This is a genomic window from Fluoribacter gormanii (assembly GCF_900156395.1).
Lineage (GTDB): Bacteria > Pseudomonadota > Gammaproteobacteria > Legionellales > Legionellaceae > Legionella > Legionella gormanii.
Window position 1 is genome coordinate 75078 of record NZ_FTNL01000004.1, and the last position, 22347, is coordinate 97424.

Below are 22347 nucleotides of genomic sequence, written 5' to 3' on the forward strand. Positions count from 1 at the left end.
CTGACATCTGAGGATTTGATGGATTTTATTGATATTTCAGTAGGCTTAATTGTCTTAATCATATTAGAAATAGTTTTGGGAATTGACAATTTGGTAATTTTATCTATTTTGTCTGAAAAACTACCACCCAAACAGAGAAAAAAAGCAAGGCGCTGGGGGCTCACGCTTTCTTGGATTATGCGGCTGATTTTACTGGCACTTGCGGTTGATCTCATCAAATTAACCAAACCATTGCTCACTGTGGCCGACATGTCGTTTTCTGCCCGTGATTTTTTTCTCATGGGCGGTGGGGCTTTCTTAATTTGGAAAGCAACAGAAGAAATTCACCAGGACGTGACCGAAGAGTTTGTAGTAACCGATGAAAAGACCGTAACTTTTAAAGCAACATTTCGTGCGGTTATTTTCCAAATTGCATTAATGGATATTATATTTTCTTTAGATAGTGTTTTGACTGCAGTGGGATTGACTTCATACTTTTGGGTGATGGCTGTCGCAATTACTTGTGCCATCCTCATAATGATATTTGCAAGTGAAGCAGTAAGCGCATTTATTAAAGAACATCCTACAATCAAAATGCTTGCACTAAGTTATTTAATTCTGATTGGAATGGTTCTTGTTGCCGATGGATTTTCTTTCCATATTCCTCGAGGATATATTTATTTTGCTATGGGATTTTCCTTAGGTGTGGAATCGCTGAATTTGCTTAAGCACTCACGGAAAAAACGAAAGCATCGCTCAGGAAATTAATTATGTTATTGATTAAAGCATTTCATATTATTGCCATGGTTGCCTGGTTTGCCGGATTATTTTATTTACCCAGACTATTTGTTTATCATGCTGATACTCAGGATGAGACGAGCCTTACTCGTTTTAAAATAATGGAGAGGCGGCTTTACTATGGAATCACGTGGCCTGCTGCGGTAGTGACTACTTTTTTGGGATTATGGCTTTTAAGCTATAATTTATCTTATTACATGAGTGCAGGATGGATGCATGCTAAATTGAGTCTGATAGTTGTTTTATGGATTTACCACCTATTATGTGGGCATTATTTAAAGGCGTTTGCACAAAATAAAAATCAAAAAAACTCTCGTTTTTTTCGTATTTATAATGAATTGCCAACTTTGTTGCTGATAGGGATTGTTATCTTGGTTGTGGTGAAACCGTAGCTCTAAAGGTATAGCCTGAGTGACGTGAAACCCGGAACTCTTAACGTTCTAAAAACTCTTGTTCTCGGGTTTCATAGGTACTTAATTAAAGGTACGAATATAGGAACTTATTCCATTTCCACCATATCAAAATCTTCTTTACCAGCGCCACAATCTGGACAGAACCAGTTTTCTGGTACATCTTCCCAGCGTGTGCCTGGCTCAATTCCATCTTCAGGCCATCCCTCAGCTTCATCATAAATAAATCCACAGATGACACAGATATATTTCTTATATTCTTGCATGATAATACTCAATTAAAAGAGCGTAATTTAGCTATTGTGAACGTCGATGTAAAGATAAACCGCTTTTTTTGCCAATTTTTAATAATCTCTGTAATATTATACTGCAAAATTATGGAGATTTTTTATGACTCGCTCAACAGAATTATTTCATCAGGCTCAGGCAATTATTCCTGGAGGCGTCAACTCACCAGTAAGAGCATTTAAAGGTGTCGGTGGCGATCCGATTTTTTTTAAACAAGGTAAAGGTGCTTATCTTGTTGACGTTGATAACAATGAGTACATTGATTATGTTGGGTCATGGGGGCCATTAATTCTTGGGCATTGCCATCCCGCTGTAATTGAAGCAGTAAATAAGGTGCTGCATAGTGGCATGAGTTTTGGAGCGCCAACAGAGCTTGAAATACAATTGGCTGAAAAAATTACCTCTTTAATTCCTTCGATTGAAAAAGTACGAATGGTTAATTCTGGTACTGAAGCAACCATGACTGCTATTAGATTGGCTCGTGGTGTAACCAAAAAAAATAAATTTATTAAATTTAATGGTTGTTATCACGGACATAGTGATAGTTTGCTGGTCAAAGCTGGCTCTGGTCTACTTACATTAGGTATCCCCTCCACTCCAGGGATCCCACAAAGCGTTACAGAACATACTTTAACTGCAAACTTTAATAATCTGGAACAAACAGCACAATTATTTGAAAAATTTCCTGATGATATTGCGGCAGTAATATTGGAACCAGTTGCTGGAAATATGGGTTTTGTTTTGCCTGAACCAGAGTTCTTGAATGGATTACGTCAATTATGCGATCAACATAATGCTTTATTGATCTTTGATGAAGTAATGACTGGTTTTCGAGTTGGGTTAACAGGAGCCCAGGGAGTGTTTGGAATTACTCCTGATATTACTACTCTTGGTAAAGTTATTGGAGGCGGGATGCCTGTAGGTGCTTTAGGTGGTAAGGCTGAAATTATGTCCTTTCTAGCGCCAGAAGGACCTGTGTATCAAGCAGGTACGCTTTCTGGTAATCCATTAGCTATGGCAGCAGGTCTTGCAACGCTATCTGAAATTGAAAAACCAGGATTTTTTGACCGGTTAATTGAAACAACTCAAAGCTTGACTCAGGCTTTAGCCTCAGTTGCTGAAACGTTAAATATTCCATTTTTTACTGCTTCATTAGGTGGTATGTTTGGTTTTTGTTTTACAGAAAAAAAACGCATTGCGGATTATGCTGATGTTGCTGCCTCTGACGAGGTTTTATTTAAAAAGTTCTATCATGGAATGTTAGATAAAGGTATTTATTTTGCTCCCTCAATGTATGAGGCCGGATTTGTATCCAGTGCACATGGAGAACATGAGGTTGCCAAAACCCAAATGGCCGCCGAGGAAGTTCTAAGTCAATTAAAAAAATAGCACGGTAATGTGTCCACGAGATGACCTTTGAGCCTGGGTGAAGCGATAGCGGAACCCAGTTTTAAAGAAATTTATTAATCGAGTAAAGTGCGGTTTTTGCTGTGGCGTAGCATATTAACTTATTGAAATATATAAATTTCAAAATATATTTTTAAAAAAACTAGACAGTGTTTTTTCCACATGTCATATTCAAAGACGATCTTGAATAAACAAGGAAGGTCATATGTCGATAATGACAAATAAAAAGGAATTTATAAAGTCAATGCCCCAAGGAATTATTCCTCTTTTTTTTATTCAAATTGTTTCTACTTTAAGTTTTAGTGTTTTGTACTCTACACTTGTTTTGTATATGAAGGGCAAGTTAGGACTCCAAATTAGCGCTGCCAACAGTATCATGGGTGTTTTTATTGCATTTAATTATGGCTTGCATTTGCTTGGAGGTTTTTGGGGCGGGCGTTTGCTCTCTAATCGTGCGTTGTTTTGTGCAGGAATGGTGGCGCAAATTATTGGCTGCGTCTTATTGTCATTCGGCGATATTTCATTTCTTTATTATGGCTTGGCAGCATTTTTAACCGGTTCTGGTTTAAATGTAACATGCGTGAACTGTATGTTAACTCAATGTTTCTCTCCTGAAGATACGCGACGGGAAACAGCATTTCTCATGAATTATGCAGGTATGAATATCGGCTTTTTTGTTGGTTTTAGTTTGAGTGGGCTATTTCAGTTGACTCAAAACTACGAACGACTTTTTTTGCTTAGTAGTTTAGGGAATTTGATTGCCTTAATCATTTGTTTATATTGTTGGCAGCAATTATCTGATAAAGATACAATTTTCTCTAAAAAAGATAAGCTTTCTCAGAAGAGAGCTGTTCTGTTAGGTAGCATTCTGATTATAGCGCTTCCTTTCTTTTTAGGCCAAATGCTCCATTATGCTGACTGGGCTAAAAAATTAGTACTGATAACAGGCATAGTAATGCTCGGAGTTATTTTATATCTGGCAAGACAACAACCAACTAAAGAAGCTAAAGATAAAATAGTAGCGTTTGCAGTGTTTATGATTGTAGGGACTGTTTTTTGGATGCTTTACCAAATAGCCCCGATGGGTCTTACAGTATTTATTGATCATAATGTTCAGCGTGAGTATGCGAGTTGGATTATTCCACCGCAATGGTTCCAGAATATTAATACAGTCGCTATTGTTATTGGAGGCCCATTATTAGGAGTCTTGTTGCATAAAATGCGTAAAAACGGGGTGCAAATTAATATTCCAACTCAGTTTGCATTAGCATTGTTGCTTATTGGTATCGCTTTTGCAATATTGCCTATTGGTATTGCTTATGCCAACTATGAAGGACTAGTGAATCCTAGCTGGATTATCTTGAGTTATATTTTGCAGAGTATAGGTGAACTTTTAATATCCCCAATTGGTTATGCTATGATAGGATATTTGGCTCCTACATCATTGCAGGGTGTGATGATGGGAATGTGGATGCTTAATTCTGGTGTTGGTGCAACTTTATCCAGCTACAGTTCAAACTTGATGATTGAAGGGCAGGATAGTGTTTCACCTTTAGTAACTAATAGTGGTTATAGCCATGTATTTTTAATGTTAGGATTATTTGCAATTGGTTCTTCAATTGTACTTTTTATCCTTGTGCCTAAATTAAGGGAGTTAATTCAGGAAAAAAAGCCAACTGAATTACAAGAAGCCAAAGGGATGGCTACGAATCGAGTAGTTGTATGTGAGTAATTTTTTTGTACCTATTAATAAGGCAGAGTTGGCTTGGCATGATACTCTGCCTTTCTCGTCACAATATGATGACATTTATCATTCTTCTGAAGGCGGAATAGATCAAGCCCTTCATGTATTTGTTGATGGAAATGATTTAATTAAACGTTGGCAATCACTTTCTGATGATAACCCCCAAAGATTTACAATTGCAGAAACGGGTTTTGGAATGGGTTTGAATTTTCTCGTAAGCTGGAGTTTGTGGGAGCAATATGCACCCAAGTCCAGCCAATTGCATTTTATTTCATGCGAAAAACATCCTTTATCTCTTACTGATTTAAGCAAAAGCCTAGCCTATTGGCCACAATTGGAACAGTATGCCCAGCAGCTTATTACAAGCTATCCAGTCTTGACCCCTGGATATCATCATTTGTCTTTTTGTGATGGCAGAGTAACACTTACATTAATGCTAGGTGATGCGCTGGAATGTTATGAACAACTATTAATTTGTGGCGAATCTACTCTAGAGAAGAAACTTAGAACGGCTTTTATCGATGCATGGTTTCTGGATGGGTTTGCCCCTGCTAAAAATAAAAGTATGTGGTCAGATGCTTTGATTAGAGTAATTGGGATGTTATCTAAAGAAAATACCACTTTAGCAACCTATACCGCTGCAGGAACAGTAAAGTCAGGTTTAATCCAGAATGGATTTGATGTAGAAAAACGGAAAGGATTTGGGCCAAAACGTCATATGATTTGTGCTCATTTTACGAAAACACCGATACAAAATGCCGCGAAACGGCACACACCTTGGCATGTGGGGAAGCATGAAAAATATTCTAGTAAATCAGCGATTATTGTCGGTGCCGGTTTAGCGGGTTGTTTTACAGCTTATGCACTAAACAAGAGAGGGTGGAACGTAACAGTTATTGATGAATTGGGTCAGGTTGGCAGTGCAGGATCGGCAAATCAGCAAGCGGTTTTATTTCCAAAGCTATCTGCTTACCAATCGCCTTTAACTCAATTTATGTTAACTGCATTTTTATATGCTGCACGAACGTATCAATCTATCTTAAATCAAACAAAGATTGGCGAACTGAATGGCTCATTATTACTTGCATACTCTGAGAGAGAAAAAGCAGCTCAGTCCAGCTTACGTTCCTGGCTTGCTCATTACCCCGAGTTGGGAGTTCTCGTAGATGCACAGCATGCATCAGAGTTGACGGGACTCTCTTTAGACAAACCCGGATTGCATATCCCTTTATCAGGATGGATTAATTCTCCTGAATTATGTAGGTATTTAGTTAACGTGGAAGGTATTTCTTTACTAACCGATACTTCGATAAACCAATTGAATTTCGATAAACGATGGTTCGTGAATGATTTAGAAACAGAAGTGCTCATTTTGGCAAATGGTCATAAAATCAGCTCTTTTAAACAAACAGAATATTTGCCAATTAAACCGATACGTGGGCAAATGACGGGAATTTCCTCAACAGAACAAAGTGCGAGTTTAAAAATACCCATTTGTGGTGATGGTCATGTGCTTCCAGCAATACAAGGTATACATCAGCTTGGAGCTACCTACGAGTTAAAATCAGCAGACTCCCGAATAAAACCTCAGGATGATCAACATAATTTGGCTAAACTAGAACAATTAGCACCTGAGGTTTTATGGTCTGGATCAGTAAGTAATCATTGGGCTGGTGTCAGAGCATCAACTCCTGATTATCTTCCTTTAGTAGGTAAAGTTGCTGAAGCTAGACAATTTATCCATCAATTCGCTCGATTGGAAACCAATGCAAAGCGTTGGATAGCCCAAGCTGGTCCTTATTATCCTGGTCTTTATGCTTGTGCTGGATTTGGATCTCGAGGCTTGACAACAATTCCAATCTGTGCGGAATGGCTTGCTTCGGTAATTAATAACGAAATAGGTTGTTTACCCAGAAACTTGCAATATGCTTTATCGCCTGCACGTTTCTTACGTAAAAATATAATTAGAGGTGAGATTAAAATCGATTGAGATGGAATTCTCATTAGAGCATAATATTATGCTTGTAGCTGGAATGAAGCGAAATACCGGTGCGTTGACGAAAGACCTCAAGTTCCATATCATTTTTCCAGCTGGATAGGTTCAGATTAAGATCAAGGAGTGACAGCTAATGGCAAGTTCCATGGGAAAAGCCTTCAAACAAACAGTCAAAGAAAATAAACCATTACCCGTATTAGGTACCATAAATGCTTATTCTGCTATGCTCGCGCAATCTGCTGGAGCTAAGGCAATATATCTTTCAGGAGCTGGTGTTGCAAATGCATCGTACGGTATACCTGACCTTGGCATGACCAATTTATCTCAGGTTCTTGAGGATGCACGCAGAATTACCGAAGCGTGCTCTTTACCACTGCTTGTCGATGTGGATACTGGATGGGGGCATGCGTTTAATATTGCCAGAACGGTAAAGCTCATGGAAAAAACAGGTGTCGCAGCCATCCACATTGAAGATCAAGTGTTGGCAAAACGATGTGGGCATAGACCCAATAAAGCCATTGTGTCTCTGAAAGAAATGGGTGATCGAATTAAATCAGCCGTTGATGCGCGCCAAGATCCTGATTTTGTGATCATGGCAAGAACCGATGCCTATGCTGTTGAAGGTATGAACGCGGCAATTGAACGAGCATTACTTTGTGTTGAGTTAGGGGCTGATATGATCTTTCCTGAGGCAATGACACGTTTGGAAGAATATCAAACGTTTACTCAGGCAGTTTCTGTACCCGTGTTGGCGAATATTACTGAGTTTGGTAAAACCCCTTTATTTAATCAAGAAGAACTTAAACAGGTGGGTGTATCATTAATTTTGTACCCCTTAAGTGCATTTAGAGCCATGTCCCAAGCGGCGCTAAATACCTATCGTGCGATTCTTCTGGATGGAACGCAAAAATCTATGCTCAATACAATGCAGACTCGAGAGGAATTATACGAAGTACTTGGTTATTATCAATATGAACAAAAACTAGACCAATTGATGGAGGATGACAATGAGTGTTAAAAGCGGCGGTTTAGCCGGAGTTGTTGCTGGTCAATCAGCAATTTGTACAGTTGGGCTAGCAGGGAAGGGTTTGAATTATAGAGGCTACTCAATTGATGACTTAGCAGAATATGCTACGTTTGAAGAAGTTGCCTATTTATTGCTTTATGGAAAACTGCCGACTCAAAAAGAATTGGATGAATATACAAAAAAGCTGGTTAGTCTCAGAACATTGCCAGATACATTAAAAACAGTACTAAAATTAATTCCTAAAAATACTCATCCTATGGATGTTCTAAGAACTGCCTGTTCATTTTTGGGTACAATTGAGCCAGAACATAATTTTACAGAACAATATCATATTGCAGATCGATTGCTGGCTTCATTTCCGGGGGTAATGTGCTACTGGTATGCATGGCATTTTCACAACAAGGAAATTTCTGGCTTAAGCGATGAGCAAACAACAGGGGCACATTTTCTTGCTTTATTACATGGGCATAAGCCAAGTAAAATCGAAGCTCAGATGATGAATGTATCTTTAATTTTATATGCTGAGCATGAATTTAATGCCTCTACTTTTGCTGCACGAGTAACAGCAGCAACACTGGCTGATTTTTACTCTGCAATTACGAGCGCTATCGGTACATTACGCGGTCCCTTACATGGAGGGGCTAATGAAGCAGCAATGGAGCTTATAGAACGTTTTAATAGTCCGGAGCAAGCTGAAACTGAACTGAAAAAAATGTTGCATGAAAAAGCTCTTATAATGGGATTCGGACATCGAGTTTATACAACCAGTGACCCACGCTCTGACATTATCAAAAAATGGTCATTCCGATTGGGTGAAGCTAAAGGCGATCTTCTCTTATACCACATTTCAGAACGCATCGAAGAAGTAATGTGGAATGAAAAGAAATTGTTTCCAAATTTAGATTTTTATAGTGCTTCGGCATACCACTACTGCGGTATTCCTACATTCTTGTTCACACCCATTTTTGTTATGTCGCGTATCACAGGATGGGCCGCACATGTATTTGAGCAAAGAGCGAATAACAAATTGATAAGACCTACCTCTGAATATACTGGACCCGAACCGCAAAAATTTCCGGCTATTGAGACGAGAGGGTAGTGATTATACATGTAAATATGAATGTAGCCTGGGTGAAGTCAAGCATAGCCCGGGAATGCTTTCTTATGAGAACATTATTAGATACAAGAGGTTATTATGCACAGTTATGTAGAAGATAATATTAAGCCTGATTACGATCAGGTTATGATTGATATTGCGGATTATGTGCTAAACAAGAAAATTGATAGCGCTTTGGCTTATGAGACAGCACGATTATGCCTCATGGATACATTGGGATGTGGTATTTTAGCGTTAAATTTTCCTGAATGTACCAAACTTTTGGGTCCAGTTGTTCCCGGCGCTACTCTTGTTGGTGGAGCACGTGTTCCTGGCACAGGATATGAGTTAGACCCTATCCAGGCTGCATTTAATATAGGTGCTATGATACGCTGGCTTGATTTTAATGACACATGGCTTGCCGCAGAATGGGGACATCCTTCTGACAACTTAGGTGCTATTCTTGCAGTAGCCGATTATATGTGCCGACAAAATTGTACCAAGGGTAATGCACCAATTTTAATGAAGGATGTGCTTACTGCCATGATTAAGGCACATGAAATTCAAGGGTGCTTGGCTTTGGAAAACAGTTTCAACCGAGTCGGTCTGGATCATGTCTTTTTAGTTAAAGTTGCTAGTGCTGCTGTTGCCGCTCAGCTCTTTGGCGCAGATAGAGATATGATGTTAAGAACTTTATCTCAAGTTTTTGTCGATGGTCAAAGCCTGAGAACTTACAGACATGCTCCCAACGCTGGTTCAAGAAAATCATGGGCGGCAGGAGATGCTACATCAAGAGCGGTGCGGTTAGCATTAATTGCTAAAGCAGGAGAAATGGGTTATCCAAGTGCATTAAGCGTTCCTACCTGGGGATTCTATGATGTGCTTTTTGACAAAAAAATATTTAAGTTTCAACGCCCTTATGGCAGTTATGTTATGGAAAATGTTTTATTTAAGTTGTCTTATCCCGCTGAATTTCATGCGCAGACTGCTGTTGAGTGTGCTGTAATCCTGCATCCCATTGTGACACATCGATTTGATGATATCGCACGAATTGATTTAGTAACCCATGAATCCGCAATTCGAATTATCAGTAAACAAGGTGCTCTACACAATCCAGCTGATAGGGATCATTGTTTGCAGTATATGGTGGCTATCGGTTTATTATTTGGGGATTTAAAAGCAGAACATTATGAAAATGATATTGCAGCAGATCCTAGAATAGATGCTTTACGCGAAAAAATGCATGTTACTGAAAATGAACGCTTCTCTCGTGAGTACCACGATCCGGAAAAACGTTCGATTGCAAACAGTATCAAAATTGTTTTTAAAGATGGTACTGAAAGTGATTTGATTACTGTAGAATATCCAATTGGCCATAAGCGCAGACGCGAAGAAGGCATTCCCGTTCTATTATCCAAATTTAAAAAGAACATCAGCACCCAATTTCATGCAGATCGTGTTGAACGAATTATGCAGGCAATGAGTGATACCAATACACTTGCAGCAATGAAAGTGGATGATTTTATGCAGTTATGGGTTGTATCATAACTCTTTTATGTAGTTTGAATTCAACGTGTGGAACATTTAGATAATTAATATCTAGAGTTCCATAACGTTAATTCGATTAACCATAATTCAATAAATAGCACATTTGCGTATCCCATTTAAATGTATATAATTTAATCAGGAATCTACTAAGTAACCTGGGAGAAGCAATGAAATTAAAAAAGACATGTCTCTCTGTGTTATCTGCCGTATTGATGTTTGATTGTTCCGCTTCCATTGGGCATGCTGATGTTGCTTCCAATGAAAAAATCGTCTCTGTGTATTTGCTTATCGATACACCTGAACAACTTCAGCGCTATGTTAACGATTTACTTAAACTAAAAAAGCCGAATTTTAACCGGGTAATCTTTTCTTTTGTTAGGCCGACCCTTATCGATTACCAGCAGGGCAATTTAGCAGCGACAGGCATACTCGGTTACTTTACAGATCATGATGGCAAAGGTGCGCAGGCTTTTAATGCACTAAAATCTGCAATCAAATTATCTGAAGAGAAAAAGATTCAAACATTTCTGGCTGTAGGTGGTTGGAATTACAGTTGTAACTTCAATGAAGCACAAGAGGCTTGTGGCCCGGCGCCTTCAGCTACAAATCAAGTGCTCTATGATTGGTTTCCTGACCCAACTGACCCAGATCAGGCTGTAAAAGCAAAAACATCCTATGAAAATTTAGTAAAATTAGCAAATGACCTGGGCGTGGATGGTATTGATTTTGACTATGAGGAAGTTTGGCATGCTGATCAATATGCAGTTGCTTGGGGACCTAGCACCAGTGGTGAATGGTCAACCGATATTGCCCAAAGCATACTTAATGCTGGAGGTCCAACTTATAAAAATCTCATGAAATATGGAATAAATTCTGGCTCATCTTATGTGATGCCTAAGACAATTGATAAAGTCGATGCAATTCTGCATGCCATTATGAATAATCCTAATGCAAAATATCTTAAGTTTACTACAGCGTCACCACCCGTTGGGGCTCGTCCAATTACCGGTTTTGTATCTGGAGACAAATATCCGGATATCGATATAAAGGGGGGACTTTGGTGGAAAGGGAACTTGAAGGGATTATGGTATCAGCTCGCCAATAAAGATGAGGCAATTGTTTCCCGATTTGATAGCATGGGATTGATGACCTATGATCTATGTGGGGACAATGCGGTTGTGTGTGCGCCATATGCTAATGGGCCTTTAGATTTACCTGGCCAGATAAGTGCGTACATGAATGATTATACCAATTGGCTTAAAGCAGATCGCGTTAGTAAACCCAGTTTAACAATTGATAGCATCGGAAAAGTAACTTTTTTACCGGCTAAATATCATATTAATGCAAAAATACAATTTGGTTTTGAAGTAAATCAACCTGCCTATCCTAAAAATATTAGTGGACAATTGCAATTGACCAATCAATTGGTCGATAAAATCCTTGGTCAACAGAAGGGGAGCGGAGGTGTTATTATTTGGCAAATGTATTCCAGGAAAAATACTGCTGTATCAGATGCTACAACTGTAAAATATACGATTAATCAAAGTTGCAAGACCTTTTTAGCTAATGATAGTCGATATGATTGTAATGCTGATTTTCCTGGTTCCTCCAATTAACTTTTCACCGCATGTGGTTGTTGTTCAATTTCCTGGGTATTGCTGCGTTATACCCAGGATTCATTACATTGTGGATGAGGAAAAGCAAGCTGCCTATATTTTACGTTGTAATCCGGATGCAGCCAGTATTTTTGTTGATATCTCCTCAATAGAATATTTTGTCGAATTAATATAAGAAATCTTTTCCTTTTGGTACATGGCTTCTACCTCCTTGACTTCCAGGCGGCATTGTTCTGGGGATGCATATTTGCTGTTAGGCCTGCGTTCTGCTCTGATTTGTTGTAAACGCTGTGGATCAATGGTCAATCCGAACAGTTTATTTTTATAAGGCTTTAGTACCTCAGGTAATTTAAAACCAATAATATCTTCTTCTGTAAAAGGGTAATTAGCAGCCAAAATTCCATATTGAAGTGCCATGTACAAGCAACTTGGGGTTTTTCCACAACGAGAAACACCAATAAGAATAATATCTGCTTTGTCGTATCCCCGAGTTTTCACGCCATCATCATGCGACAATGCAAAATCGATTGCTTCAAGTCGATGCAAATAGAGCTTACTGTTAACTACACCATGAGTTTTCCCGACTGTATAAGAAGATTTTTCATTAAGCTCCTCTTCCATAGGGCCAATAAAAGTATTAAACAAATCAAATACGCGAGCATTGGCTTTTTTAAAATAATTTCTGACCTCAGGATCAATCAAAGTCGTAAATACAAGGGGCTTGATTCCTTGTTCTTCAAAGGCTTGATTAATCTGCTCAACAGCATGTTCCGCTTTCTTCAAAGAATCAACATAGGGAATAGTGAGACGTTCAAATTTAGTATTTTCAAATTGGGTAATTAAGCTATGGCCTAGAGTTTCAGCAGTAATTCCTGTGCCATCGGAAATCATAAAAACATAACGCTTCATGTATTGCCCTATAATTAAAATATTATTGATATTCTATTTTAAAATGAATTGGTTAATATCACCAGCAAGTGTACTTATTTAAATCCATCTGCTATCTTAAATTATAGAAAAGGATATTTTAGGGGTAATATGGAACAAGATCGATTTAGTAGCAACAGCAAGCTCTATATTCTAGGCATGATTTGCTTGGTTCTTTGCTTGGGATTATTTTTTTTTAGTTTGTATATATTACCCTTTCTTGCTTGGGGACTAAACTATAATGTTCCTGAAGTTATTTTGACACTTTTGAGTTCTTTGCAAGATGATTATAACTATACCGTTGGGGCTAGTAAGCTTATTGTTTGGCTAATATTTTTTGTACCTGGCCTAATTACTGGGTTGATTTCTTATTTTGTATCTAATTATATTGATAATAATATTTATAAGTCAGAACTAAACATTAAAGAAGAGCAAGAGAGTCCTTCTACTAAACAAATTGGGAAGGAAATAAAAGAATCCGCTGGTTTTGGACTAAAGATTCTTGGTTTGATGATCTTGATTGTAATAGCAATTTTTTTATTACAATATCTGATCCAGATAACAGTATAGTAAATGGCAGGAGATTTTATGGCCTATTTAAAACGTTGGAAGATTAAAAGAATTACCAAGAAAATAAAAGTAATGCAAGCGAATCGGGTAAATAATCAACCTGGAGATGAACTGCTTAAAAAAGAAATTGCGTACTATTTTGAATTAGCAGCTATTTACAATAAATTGAAACGAAATAAAAAATTTCCCTATGCAAATTTAATGTATATGGAATGTTATAGAGCAGCCGCAATGCTTGATGATGCGGAAGCTAATTATCAATTAGGACAAATGGTTCTTGAGGAAGCGAAGTTTAGGCAAAATTTAGAAAAAGAAGGAGTTTTCAAAAGCGAATCGAATCTAAAAAAATGCAATCAGCTTTTTGAAGAAGCACACGCTTATTTATCGGCAGCAATAGCTCTTGGCCATATTGCAGCAAAACGCTTAAGAGGACTCAGCTTTATTAATGGCTGGGGATTGGAAGCTGATAAAAAAACGGGGTTCGAGCTAATTGTTGCAAGTATTGAGGAAGAAGGATCTTGGGACAGAGTACCTCAGATTTTTGCATCTATGGGATTAAACAAGCCTGAGTTTTTTTCGCAAATTATGCAGCGCAGAAAGTCATCATAAATATTGAAACCCCTTAAACCCTAAAGCCCAGGTGTGAAATAAAGCAATTCCTGGGCAATCATAAAACGATTAGTTGGTATTAATATAGCTTTTAATGTAAAATTATTGACCTATCGGATTTGGTTGTATTCAAAAAACTGTTCACCTCTATATTGTTGATTTATGTTATTACATCAATACCAAATAAAAGCTCAACGTCCAATCACACCCAGTGAAAAATTGTATCTTGTTGGTGATGCAATGAACCACTCTTGTTCACTACAGCTGGTGCTTGAAATGAATTCATCAGTGGATGTGCCTTCTCTTAATAAGGCAATTATACAAGCAAGCTCTGCCAATCCATATGTTCATATGCGAGCTAAGTTAAGATATATCAATTCAATTTGGTATAACGTCTCTCATAAATCAATAGATTCCGAGGTTTCTCAAGTTATAGAGATGGAATGGGATGGTCATGATATCCAAGGTCTATCATTGTTCCATGGACATAAATTTGAACCGTCACATTCTGCTACACAAATTATCTATATCAAAGGGAAACGCCATTTTTTGGTATTCCGTGTATTTCATGGAGTAATGGATGGCATGGGGTTATACCATTGGGTGAAGGAGATTTTTCGAGCATGGAGAAAAGTTCCTTTGATTGGTACAGACCTGGCAATGACGGATTATGATTTTCTCAGGCAAAAAAGGAAAATTGAATATCGTCCGAATTTTCCATTGGATTGCATTGCACCAACAGGTAATACGGGCTCTGCTCATACTCATTATTTATGGCATAAAGTAACCCTTTCTGGAAAAATTAATGCAGTAACCGCTAAAATTTGTCAAATTTTATTAGAGAACAGTACCGCGTTAGGTGCTGAGCGGGCTCGCTTTATGATTCCAGTTGATTTACGTCATCATGTTAAAGCGAATACCACAGCTAATTTTGCAAATCCTATATTTATTGAAGCAAAAAAAGGAGCGGATTGGTCGAGCATTTATTGTGATATAGTCAAGCAGCTGAGTTGTCAAAATGAACTGCATATTGGAACCTATGATGCTTATCTACATCATTTGCCTTTGCCCTTGTTGAAAGTCCTGCTTAATGCTTTGATTTACTATCAAAATAAAAAAAATCAGTACATGATGTCTGGAATTATATCGAAACTATCGATTAATTTATCAGAACTCGAATCAGAACAAGACTGCAAAGCCATCGATGGATTTTTTTTGCCAATTAATGCTCCTATTGCACCTATTGTTCTTATTGTGACGGAACATAATGATGTAACAAACATTTGCTTCTCTGTCTCAAGCGCGCATGCTACACCTGAAACATGCACCCATTTAGCCAATCAATTTAAACAGTTGATTGACGAACCTGAGCTCGTTGCAGATAGCAGCTTACCTTATTGCGATACACTGTGGCCTGTATATAACAATACATTGGTTGAATTTCCTCAAGAAAAAACTATTTTTACAAAAATATGGGAGAGTTCAATAAAAAATTCCCATAACCATGCCTTGATATCAGGAAAACGAATAATAACTTACAAACAATTGAGTCATCGTGTTTTAGAACTTGCCAGTTTTTTTTCCGATATAGGAGTAGGATGTGGGGATAAGGTTGCTATTTATTTACCCAGAAATGAAGATATGATTTGTTCTATGCTCGCTTGCTGGTATTTAGGTGCTGCTTATATTCCAATTGATATAACATCACCCATCACTTGGGTATTAGCTTTATTACAGGATGCACAACCTGTTTTAGTGATTCATGAAGAGTGTGCCGCATTAAAACAGCATTATCCAGGATTGAGTACTCATATTCCACTACAAATCATTAGTTCCAAAACCCCGAAGAGCAATGGAAATTCCCTAACCCAATTGGCTTATATTATTTATACATCAGGTTCTACGGGCACGCCTAAGGGAGTCATGATTAATCATGGTCAATTATTGAATTATTTGTCTTGGGCAGTTGAGGCTTATGGGAATAATAATCAACCTTATCATACAGCATTATTTACTAGCATTGCCTTTGACTTAACAGTGACATCACTCTATTTACCTTTACTTTCTGGTGGGAGCATGATGTTAATACCTGAGCCTATTAACATATTGACATTAAAAGATATATTTACAAAACGAACGATCAATTTTTTAAAGCTAACACCGTCCCATTTGAGAATGATAAGCAGCTTGCCTATGAGCTCGGGGCATCAATTAACTTTGGTTGTTGGTGGCGAAGAGTTACCTTCTAAATTGGCTCGATCAGTTGTGGAGAAGTTACCTGCGGCTCGAATATTTAATGAATACGGTCCAACTGAAACTACGGTTGGTTGTATGGTTCATCAATTTGATGTTACAAACGACCTTCAAGGTAGCGTACCCATTGGTATTCCCACAGCAAATACACGCATTTATTGTTTGGATAGTAAACTTAAACCAGTCAAAATTGCAGAAGAGGGAGAAATATATATAGCTGGTACTAATGTTGGAGTGGGTTACTTAAACGAACCTCAGTTAACGAGTAAATACTTTATGGATGATCCTTTTTTTCCAGGAGCGCGTATGTATCAAAGTGGTGATTTAGCGAAACATCGAGAAGATGGTTTGCTTGTTTATCTTGGGAGAAAAGATCAACAAACAAAAATTCGTGGTCATCGCATTGAATTGTCTGAAATTGAAAATATTTTATTAGCAATTCAGGGTATCTCACAGGCCGTAGTAACACTCATAAAACAGGAGCAATTTTTTGGTGAAGCGAATAATCAGTTAGCTGCATATATAGTATCAGATGCGAATGGGCAGGAAATGAATTTGCGCAATGAGTTATCAGCAATACTTCCTTCTTATATGATACCAAAATATTTTATTTTTTTGACTGAATTGCCTTTGACTGTCAATGGGAAAGTTGATTACAAAAAACTACCAGAACCTGTTTCTGAATTGATTTTTAACAAGATTGAGGAGCATGATGATTTATTAACGCAAATTCGCCAATTATTTGCAAACGTATTATCGTTACCTCTTGAAGTTATTGATAATCATGTTAATTTTGGCGACCTGGGTGGCGATTCCATGCAAATGGCTTACATGATTAATGAAATGATTACAAAAATGATTTCTTCACAGCATCATGATGCATTTTCAAATGAATTAGAGCGGTTATTGGTTTGTGCAACACCGTATAATTTTTATAAACATCTGTCAAAAATTATTTAAAAGAATATTATTGTACCAAGGAGAACTGAAGCAAAAATATCTTTATCTTTTTATTGAATGCTGGATATGCAAGGTAGATTAAATGGTTTTTAAGGAAATGATGTAAATGAAGATTTTAGTTACTGGAGGTAGGGCGCCTGCTACTATGGATATTATGCGTAGCCTCATTAATCAGGGATATGAGGTTTATGGTGCTGAGAGTATGCTTTTTCCGCTCGCACGATTTGTTAAGGGCGTAAAAAAGCATTTTGTTATTCCTAAGCCTAATCAAGACCTGGCTGCTTTTTTAAAGGCAATTAAAGAAATAGTAATTCAAAATAAAATTGATCTGCTTATTCCTACATGTGAGGAGATTTTTCATATAAGTCAGGGCTATGATGAATTATCAAAGCATACCAAGGTGTTTTGTGAGCCCTTTGAACGACTCAATCAATTACACAATAAATACGCATTTAATCAACTCGTTAGTGAATATGGTTTAACAGCCCCCCAAAGCTGGCTAATTACCACAGATAAAGATAAGGTGAGTCTCCCCAAGGATGTAGGACTGGTATTAAAGCCAGTTTTTTCTCGTTTTGGCTCGCATACCCTCATTAAACCGTCACAAAAAGTCATTGCAAATCTAAAAATTAATGAACCTTATATTGCGCAACACTTTATTCAAGGAAAAGAATACAGTACTTATGCTATTGCCCATAAGGGTGAGGTATTAATTCAATCGTGCTATTACTCTAAATATAAAGCAGGTCGTTCCACAGGAATATACTTTGAACCTGCAGAAATTAAATCAATAACTGAGTTTATTAAGATATTTTGCAAACGGTACCAATTCAGTGGCCAAATTGCTTTTGATTTTATTTTGATGAACGATAAGGCATATGTTTTAGAGTGTAATCCGAGAGTAACTAGTGGATTCCATCTTCTTACTGATAAAATTGACTGGCATAGCATTTTAAGTGGCCAAAGACAGTATGATATACCCAATATGCAACATATGCAGCCTTTCATGCTGGGGCAGGGAATGATGCTCCACTGTTTGAAATATATATTGAAAAATCCACTTCAATACATTAAAGATTATCGAAGAGCACATGACGTATTAAAACATAAAGCTTATCCATTGTTTAAGCTGAAGAGTATGCTGATGATGCTTAATGTACTTTGCAGAGTCATTAGGGTGAGAAAGGGATTTTATCCTGCTTCAACGTATGATATTGATTTTAATTGAATTTAAAATATATAAATATATCTAATCTCTAAATATTTTGACCCTATAGAGCATCACATATATTTATGTATAGTAGATTTCTTAGGGTTATGTTTTGTTCTATCCAACAATAAGCAAGGAGTAGTTGGTCGATGAAAATTGCGGTATGCAGTGATGAGCTCTATCCTGTTAATGAGTTCGTTGTGCGGGAGCTTGAGCGTTTAGGGCATCAAGTTATCCTCTTCGGTGCAATCAAATCACGCCAAAATGAATCATGGATTCAAACTGCTCAAATTGCTGCTGAGGCGATTCATCATGGTGAGTGTGATGAGGGTATTTTCTTTTGCTGGACAGGTACCGGCATTTGTATTGTAGCCAATAAAATTCCAGGTATCAGAGCGGCGTTATGCACGGATGCCCAAACTGCAAAAGGTGCGAGAATATGGAATCGAGCTAATGTCTTGGCTCTATCTAATCGTCTTGTAACTCAGGATTTAGCAAAAGAAATTTTGGATTCTTGGTTTAATACTAAAGTCGATGAAGAGGATGAACAAATCATTAAGGAAATTGAAGCAATAGAGAGAAAACATTACTAGTTTAGTTATGACTTAGAAAGTATATTGCAATTATGACCTAATCTGAGAAACCATGTAAACGTAATTAGGTGATAATATTAGACTTTTAAGAAGTATTTACAATATATTGGTTTATTAAAACTTGTATAATGAACTACTTTCTTGCTAAATTGGGGTATAACCTTCCATACAGGTTTTTTATGTTAAAACGGGATATTTCAACGACTAATATTCTAATTGCCTCTGCTGGCGGAATGATTGGATCCGGGTGGTTGTTCAGCCCGTTTATTAGTGCCCAAATGGCGGGTAGCAATTCATTGATTTCATGGATTATTGCTGCTGTTTTTATGATCTTTATTGCGCTACCGCTATGTGAACTGGGTACAATGTTTCCAATTTCTGGAGGGATGTCTAATTATCCTACTTTTACCCATGGAAAGGAAGTTGGGTTCTTATTTGCGTGGACATCATGGCTGTCTTATGTTGTCATGACTCCCATAGAGATACAGGCAATTCTGCAGTACTCAAGTCATTTTTTTCCAATATTAATTGTTAAAAATTCAACAGCATTCACACTTTCCGGATATGGTTATGTTGTAGCACTGGGGATCATGCTCTTAGTTGTGATGTTGAACTCCTATGGAATTAAATTGCTTGTTGAGTGTAATAAATATGCAAGTATCATTAAATTTATATTACCAAGTATTGCAATCGTTTCCTTGCTTCATGTTGCACCAACGCTTGATAACGTCAAAATTAGTTTGTCTGATAAAGAAAGTTGGGTAAATATTTTTACTGCACTATCAGCAGGAGGTATTGCGTTTGCTTTTACTGGATTTCAAAATGGTTTGGTATTGGCAGGAGAGGTAAAAAATCCGCAACGAAATATACCCATTGCTATTTTAGGTGCCGTACTGATTGGATTTATTTTGTATTTCATGCTGGAATTAAGTTTTATTGCCGCAGTGCCGCAAAAATATTTAACACATGGCTGGCAAGCTCTGAGTTATCCCGGAGATAGCGGGCCCTTAGTGGGCTTAACTTTGCTTTTAGGTTTAGGGGTTGTAGCCACTTTGCTGATGATAGACGCCGCTTTTTCTCCTTTTGGCACAACCTTGGTTTATACTGCTGCAACATCACGAATTGTATATGGAATGGCATTAAATGAGCATTTACCCAAAATTTTTTTAAAGGTAAATCGTCATAAGATTCCTTATGTGACTCTTTATGCAAATTTGATAGTTGGAATGTTTTCGTTTCTCCCATTTCCAGGATGGCAGAAATTAGTGGCATTTCTATCTTCTGCAAGTATTCTTTCTTACAGTATTGGTCCAATATGTCTTTTGGCAATGCGTAAATTACAGCCATTAACACCGAGACCCTTTAGACTTTCAGGAGCCCTGGTTTGTTCGCATGTTGCATTTTACTTTTGCAATTTAATGCTATATTGGTGCGGATATTCGATCATATGGAAGTTGGATATTGCTTTACTGGTGGGTATTCTAATTTACTATATCTACCATCGCCAAAACTCCTGGGATAATAGTTCACTTTTATACTGGTTCATATTTTACATGGTTACCATACTTGCAGTTTCCTATTTAGGTGCTTTTGGTGGCATAGGAATTCTAAAGTTTCCCTTTGATCTCTTGAGTCTATTACCCTTAAGTATTTTGATTCTTTACTCATCTCAAAGACTGTTGTGTCCAACACGCCATGAGCATGTTATTTCTGTAGTAGAGGAAACAAATGCAGTTATAGAGGATAAAATTCTTACATAAAGACTGTTTAATAATATTATGATTCCATAAAGATAGTTAGAGTATTTGACGTCTTGACCAAAATACTTGGATTGGGGGTTGCACTTCACCTCTGAATGGGTGAAGCTATATATCATGTATCTTATTAGGGTAAATGTCGTGCGCTATTCTAATTATTTATGTTTCTTTGCCGCTTTTTTCTTCAATCAGATAGGAAATTCTCAAACGCTTTCAGAGAAAATAGATGGGATTATTGCACAAAAGTTACCACATGCAACCGTTGGTATCCTCATCAAAGAGGCGGAAACTGGCCGGGTAGTTTACAGCAGGAATGCGGATAAATTACTTTCTCCAGCTAGTGGCATGAAATTACTTACCGCTGCAGCAGCACTATATCAATTAAAACCCGATTATCGCTTTATAACAACGCTTTCTCGAAAAGAGCACGATTACTATGTTCAATTTACAGGCTCTCCCTCGTTTACTGCAGATAATTTAACTTCGCTAATGCTGAACTTGAAAAAAAATAATATAAATTCCATAAAAGGAAATGTAATAATTGATAGTTCGCAATATCAAACTCCAAATTATCCAAGTGGAACTTCTTATGACGATTTAGGGTGGTATTACGCGGCTCCTGATACTGCTGCAATATTGAATGAAAATAAAGCGGCTTATGAGCTCATTAGTGCGAAAGAACCAGGTAAACCCGCCGAGATTAAACCGAAAACATCGCTTAAAGCATTGACGGTTGTTAATGAAGTAGTAACAGTAAGTAAAGAAGAGGGGAAAGATCATTGTAGTTTGAATCTTGAAATGAAAGCCAATAATACCATTCGATTATATGGATGTATGATTCAGGAGAAAAATCCAAAATTAATAGAGCTTGCTATCCCTGATCCTATCTTATTAGTAAAGCAAGTGATCCACAAAACTTTAGATACAAACAGGATAGCTCTGAAAGGAAAAATTAATATCGGAACATCTCCTGCTGATACTGATTTTATTGCGAGCTATCAATCAAAAACACTGAGTAAGCTGATTACTCATATGTTACAACAATCGGATAATCTCTATGCAAACAGCCTTACCAAAAAGCTAGGCTATTCTCTAAGTGGAAAAGGAACGCATAAAGAAGGTGCTTTTGCTATTAAAAAAATATTATCGGAACATACCCATTTGGATATGTCGCAAGTGGATATAGTTGATGGTGAGGGAACTCGCTATAATTTGGTGACCCCAGAGCAAATGGTAGTCTTGCTTAGCGATCTTTATCATGATCAAGCAATGAAAGATATTTTCTTCAAAGCACTACCCCAATCCGGTGTTTCAGGAACCTTAAAGGAGAGGATGAAGAAAACCATGCTTGAGAAAAAGGTTTATGCCAAAACCGGTTCAATGCATGATATATCTTCATTATCAGGTTTTATGATTAATCCGCATGAAAAAACATTTATTTTTTCTATCATTATCAATGGCGTGAATAAACCCTTAGATAAAGCCAAATCACTTGAAGAAAAAATCTTGTTAGCATTAGATGAATACAGTTTAGAGGGCAGTCCTTCCTCATAGTGTAG

At 37.4% G+C, this 22347-nt stretch carries 18 protein-coding genes; 16 read left to right on the top strand and 2 right to left on the bottom strand.

Annotation, left to right across the window (positions count from 1 at the left end; all coding sequences use genetic code 11):
- The first annotated feature begins 18 nt into the window (after positions 1-18).
- Positions 19-747: a TerC family protein gene (locus tag BW930_RS03990; protein WP_058469504.1), complete on the top strand. Its 729-nt coding sequence runs from the start codon at positions 19-21 to the stop codon at positions 745-747.
- A gap of 2 nt (positions 748-749) precedes the next feature.
- Entirely contained in the window at positions 750-1169 is a 420-nt protein-coding gene (gene hemJ, locus BW930_RS03995) for a protoporphyrinogen oxidase HemJ (RefSeq protein ID WP_058469505.1), read from the top strand.
- 107 nt (positions 1170-1276) lie between these two features.
- Here the strand turns inward: hemJ and BW930_RS04000 are convergent, their stop codons facing one another.
- The gene (locus BW930_RS04000) at positions 1277-1453 is read right to left on the bottom strand and encodes a rubredoxin (protein WP_019232400.1); all 177 of its coding nucleotides are present in this window, start codon (positions 1451-1453) and stop codon (positions 1277-1279) included.
- Positions 1454-1577: 124 nt separating this feature from the next.
- On the opposite strand from BW930_RS04000, the gene hemL reads away from it, so the two are divergent.
- The 7 genes from hemL to BW930_RS04035 all read left to right on the top strand — a co-directional run bounded on the left by hemL (position 1578) and on the right by BW930_RS04035 (position 11909).
- Positions 1578-2864 carry a glutamate-1-semialdehyde 2,1-aminomutase gene (gene hemL / locus BW930_RS04005; RefSeq protein WP_058469506.1) on the top strand — a complete coding sequence of 429 codons (1287 nt, stop codon included), beginning with the start codon at positions 1578-1580 and terminating at the stop codon, positions 2862-2864.
- A gap of 223 nt (positions 2865-3087) precedes the next feature.
- A complete protein-coding gene (locus tag BW930_RS04010; protein ID WP_058469507.1) occupies positions 3088-4614 on the top strand; it encodes a peptide MFS transporter in 1527 nt (508 codons plus the stop codon).
- Positions 4607-6616 carry a bifunctional tRNA (5-methylaminomethyl-2-thiouridine)(34)-methyltransferase MnmC2/FAD-dependent 5-carboxymethylaminomethyl-2-thiouridine(34) oxidoreductase MnmC1 gene (gene mnmC, locus BW930_RS04015; RefSeq protein ID WP_058469508.1) on the top strand — a complete coding sequence of 670 codons (2010 nt, stop codon included), beginning with the start codon at positions 4607-4609 and terminating at the stop codon, positions 6614-6616. The genes BW930_RS04010 and mnmC overlap by 8 nt, the downstream gene beginning before the upstream one ends.
- Positions 6617-6755: 139 nt before the next feature.
- Positions 6756-7640, top strand: coding sequence for a methylisocitrate lyase (gene prpB / locus BW930_RS04020; protein ID WP_058469509.1), 885 nt, complete (start codon positions 6756-6758; stop codon positions 7638-7640).
- Entirely contained in the window at positions 7630-8748 is a 1119-nt protein-coding gene (prpC, locus tag BW930_RS04025; protein ID WP_058469510.1) for a bifunctional 2-methylcitrate synthase/citrate synthase, read from the top strand. The genes prpB and prpC overlap by 11 nt, the downstream gene beginning before the upstream one ends.
- 96 nt (positions 8749-8844) lie before the next feature.
- On the top strand, positions 8845-10293 hold the full coding sequence (locus BW930_RS04030; RefSeq protein ID WP_058469511.1) for a bifunctional 2-methylcitrate dehydratase/aconitate hydratase: 1449 nt from the start codon (positions 8845-8847) through the stop codon (positions 10291-10293).
- 167 nt (positions 10294-10460) lie between these two features.
- Positions 10461-11909: a glycoside hydrolase family 18 protein gene (locus BW930_RS04035; RefSeq protein WP_058469512.1), complete on the top strand. Its 1449-nt coding sequence runs from the start codon at positions 10461-10463 to the stop codon at positions 11907-11909.
- Between the two features lie 93 nt (positions 11910-12002).
- Here the strand turns inward: BW930_RS04035 and ppsR are convergent, their stop codons facing one another.
- Positions 12003-12818 carry a posphoenolpyruvate synthetase regulatory kinase/phosphorylase PpsR gene (ppsR, locus tag BW930_RS04040; protein WP_058469513.1) on the bottom strand — a complete coding sequence of 272 codons (816 nt, stop codon included), beginning with the start codon at positions 12816-12818 and terminating at the stop codon, positions 12003-12005.
- Positions 12819-12947: 129 nt separating this feature from the next.
- On the opposite strand from ppsR, the gene BW930_RS04045 reads away from it, so the two are divergent.
- The 7 genes from BW930_RS04045 to dacB all read left to right on the top strand — a co-directional run bounded on the left by BW930_RS04045 (position 12948) and on the right by dacB (position 22342).
- Complete coding sequence (locus BW930_RS04045; protein WP_058469514.1) at positions 12948-13406, top strand: hypothetical protein; 459 nt, start codon at positions 12948-12950, stop codon at positions 13404-13406.
- 18 nt (positions 13407-13424) lie between these two features.
- A complete protein-coding gene (locus BW930_RS04050) occupies positions 13425-14015 on the top strand; it encodes an SEL1-like repeat protein (protein WP_058469515.1) in 591 nt (196 codons plus the stop codon).
- 162 nt (positions 14016-14177) lie between these two features.
- Positions 14178-17228, top strand: coding sequence for a non-ribosomal peptide synthetase (locus BW930_RS04055; protein ID WP_058469516.1), 3051 nt, complete (start codon positions 14178-14180; stop codon positions 17226-17228).
- Between the two features lie 106 nt (positions 17229-17334).
- Complete coding sequence (locus BW930_RS04060) at positions 17335-18456, top strand: ATP-grasp domain-containing protein (RefSeq protein ID WP_058469517.1); 1122 nt, start codon at positions 17335-17337, stop codon at positions 18454-18456.
- A 131-nt stretch (positions 18457-18587) separates the two neighbouring features.
- The gene (locus BW930_RS04065) at positions 18588-19031 is read left to right on the top strand and encodes an RpiB/LacA/LacB family sugar-phosphate isomerase (protein WP_058469518.1); all 444 of its coding nucleotides are present in this window, start codon (positions 18588-18590) and stop codon (positions 19029-19031) included.
- 179 nt (positions 19032-19210) lie between these two features.
- On the top strand, positions 19211-20791 hold the full coding sequence (locus BW930_RS04070; protein ID WP_058469519.1) for an APC family permease: 1581 nt from the start codon (positions 19211-19213) through the stop codon (positions 20789-20791).
- A 138-nt stretch (positions 20792-20929) separates the two neighbouring features.
- Positions 20930-22342, top strand: a complete 1413-nt coding sequence (gene dacB / locus BW930_RS04075; protein ID WP_058469520.1) for a D-alanyl-D-alanine carboxypeptidase/D-alanyl-D-alanine endopeptidase — start codon at positions 20930-20932, stop codon at positions 22340-22342.
- The last annotated feature ends 5 nt before the right edge of the window (positions 22343-22347 follow it).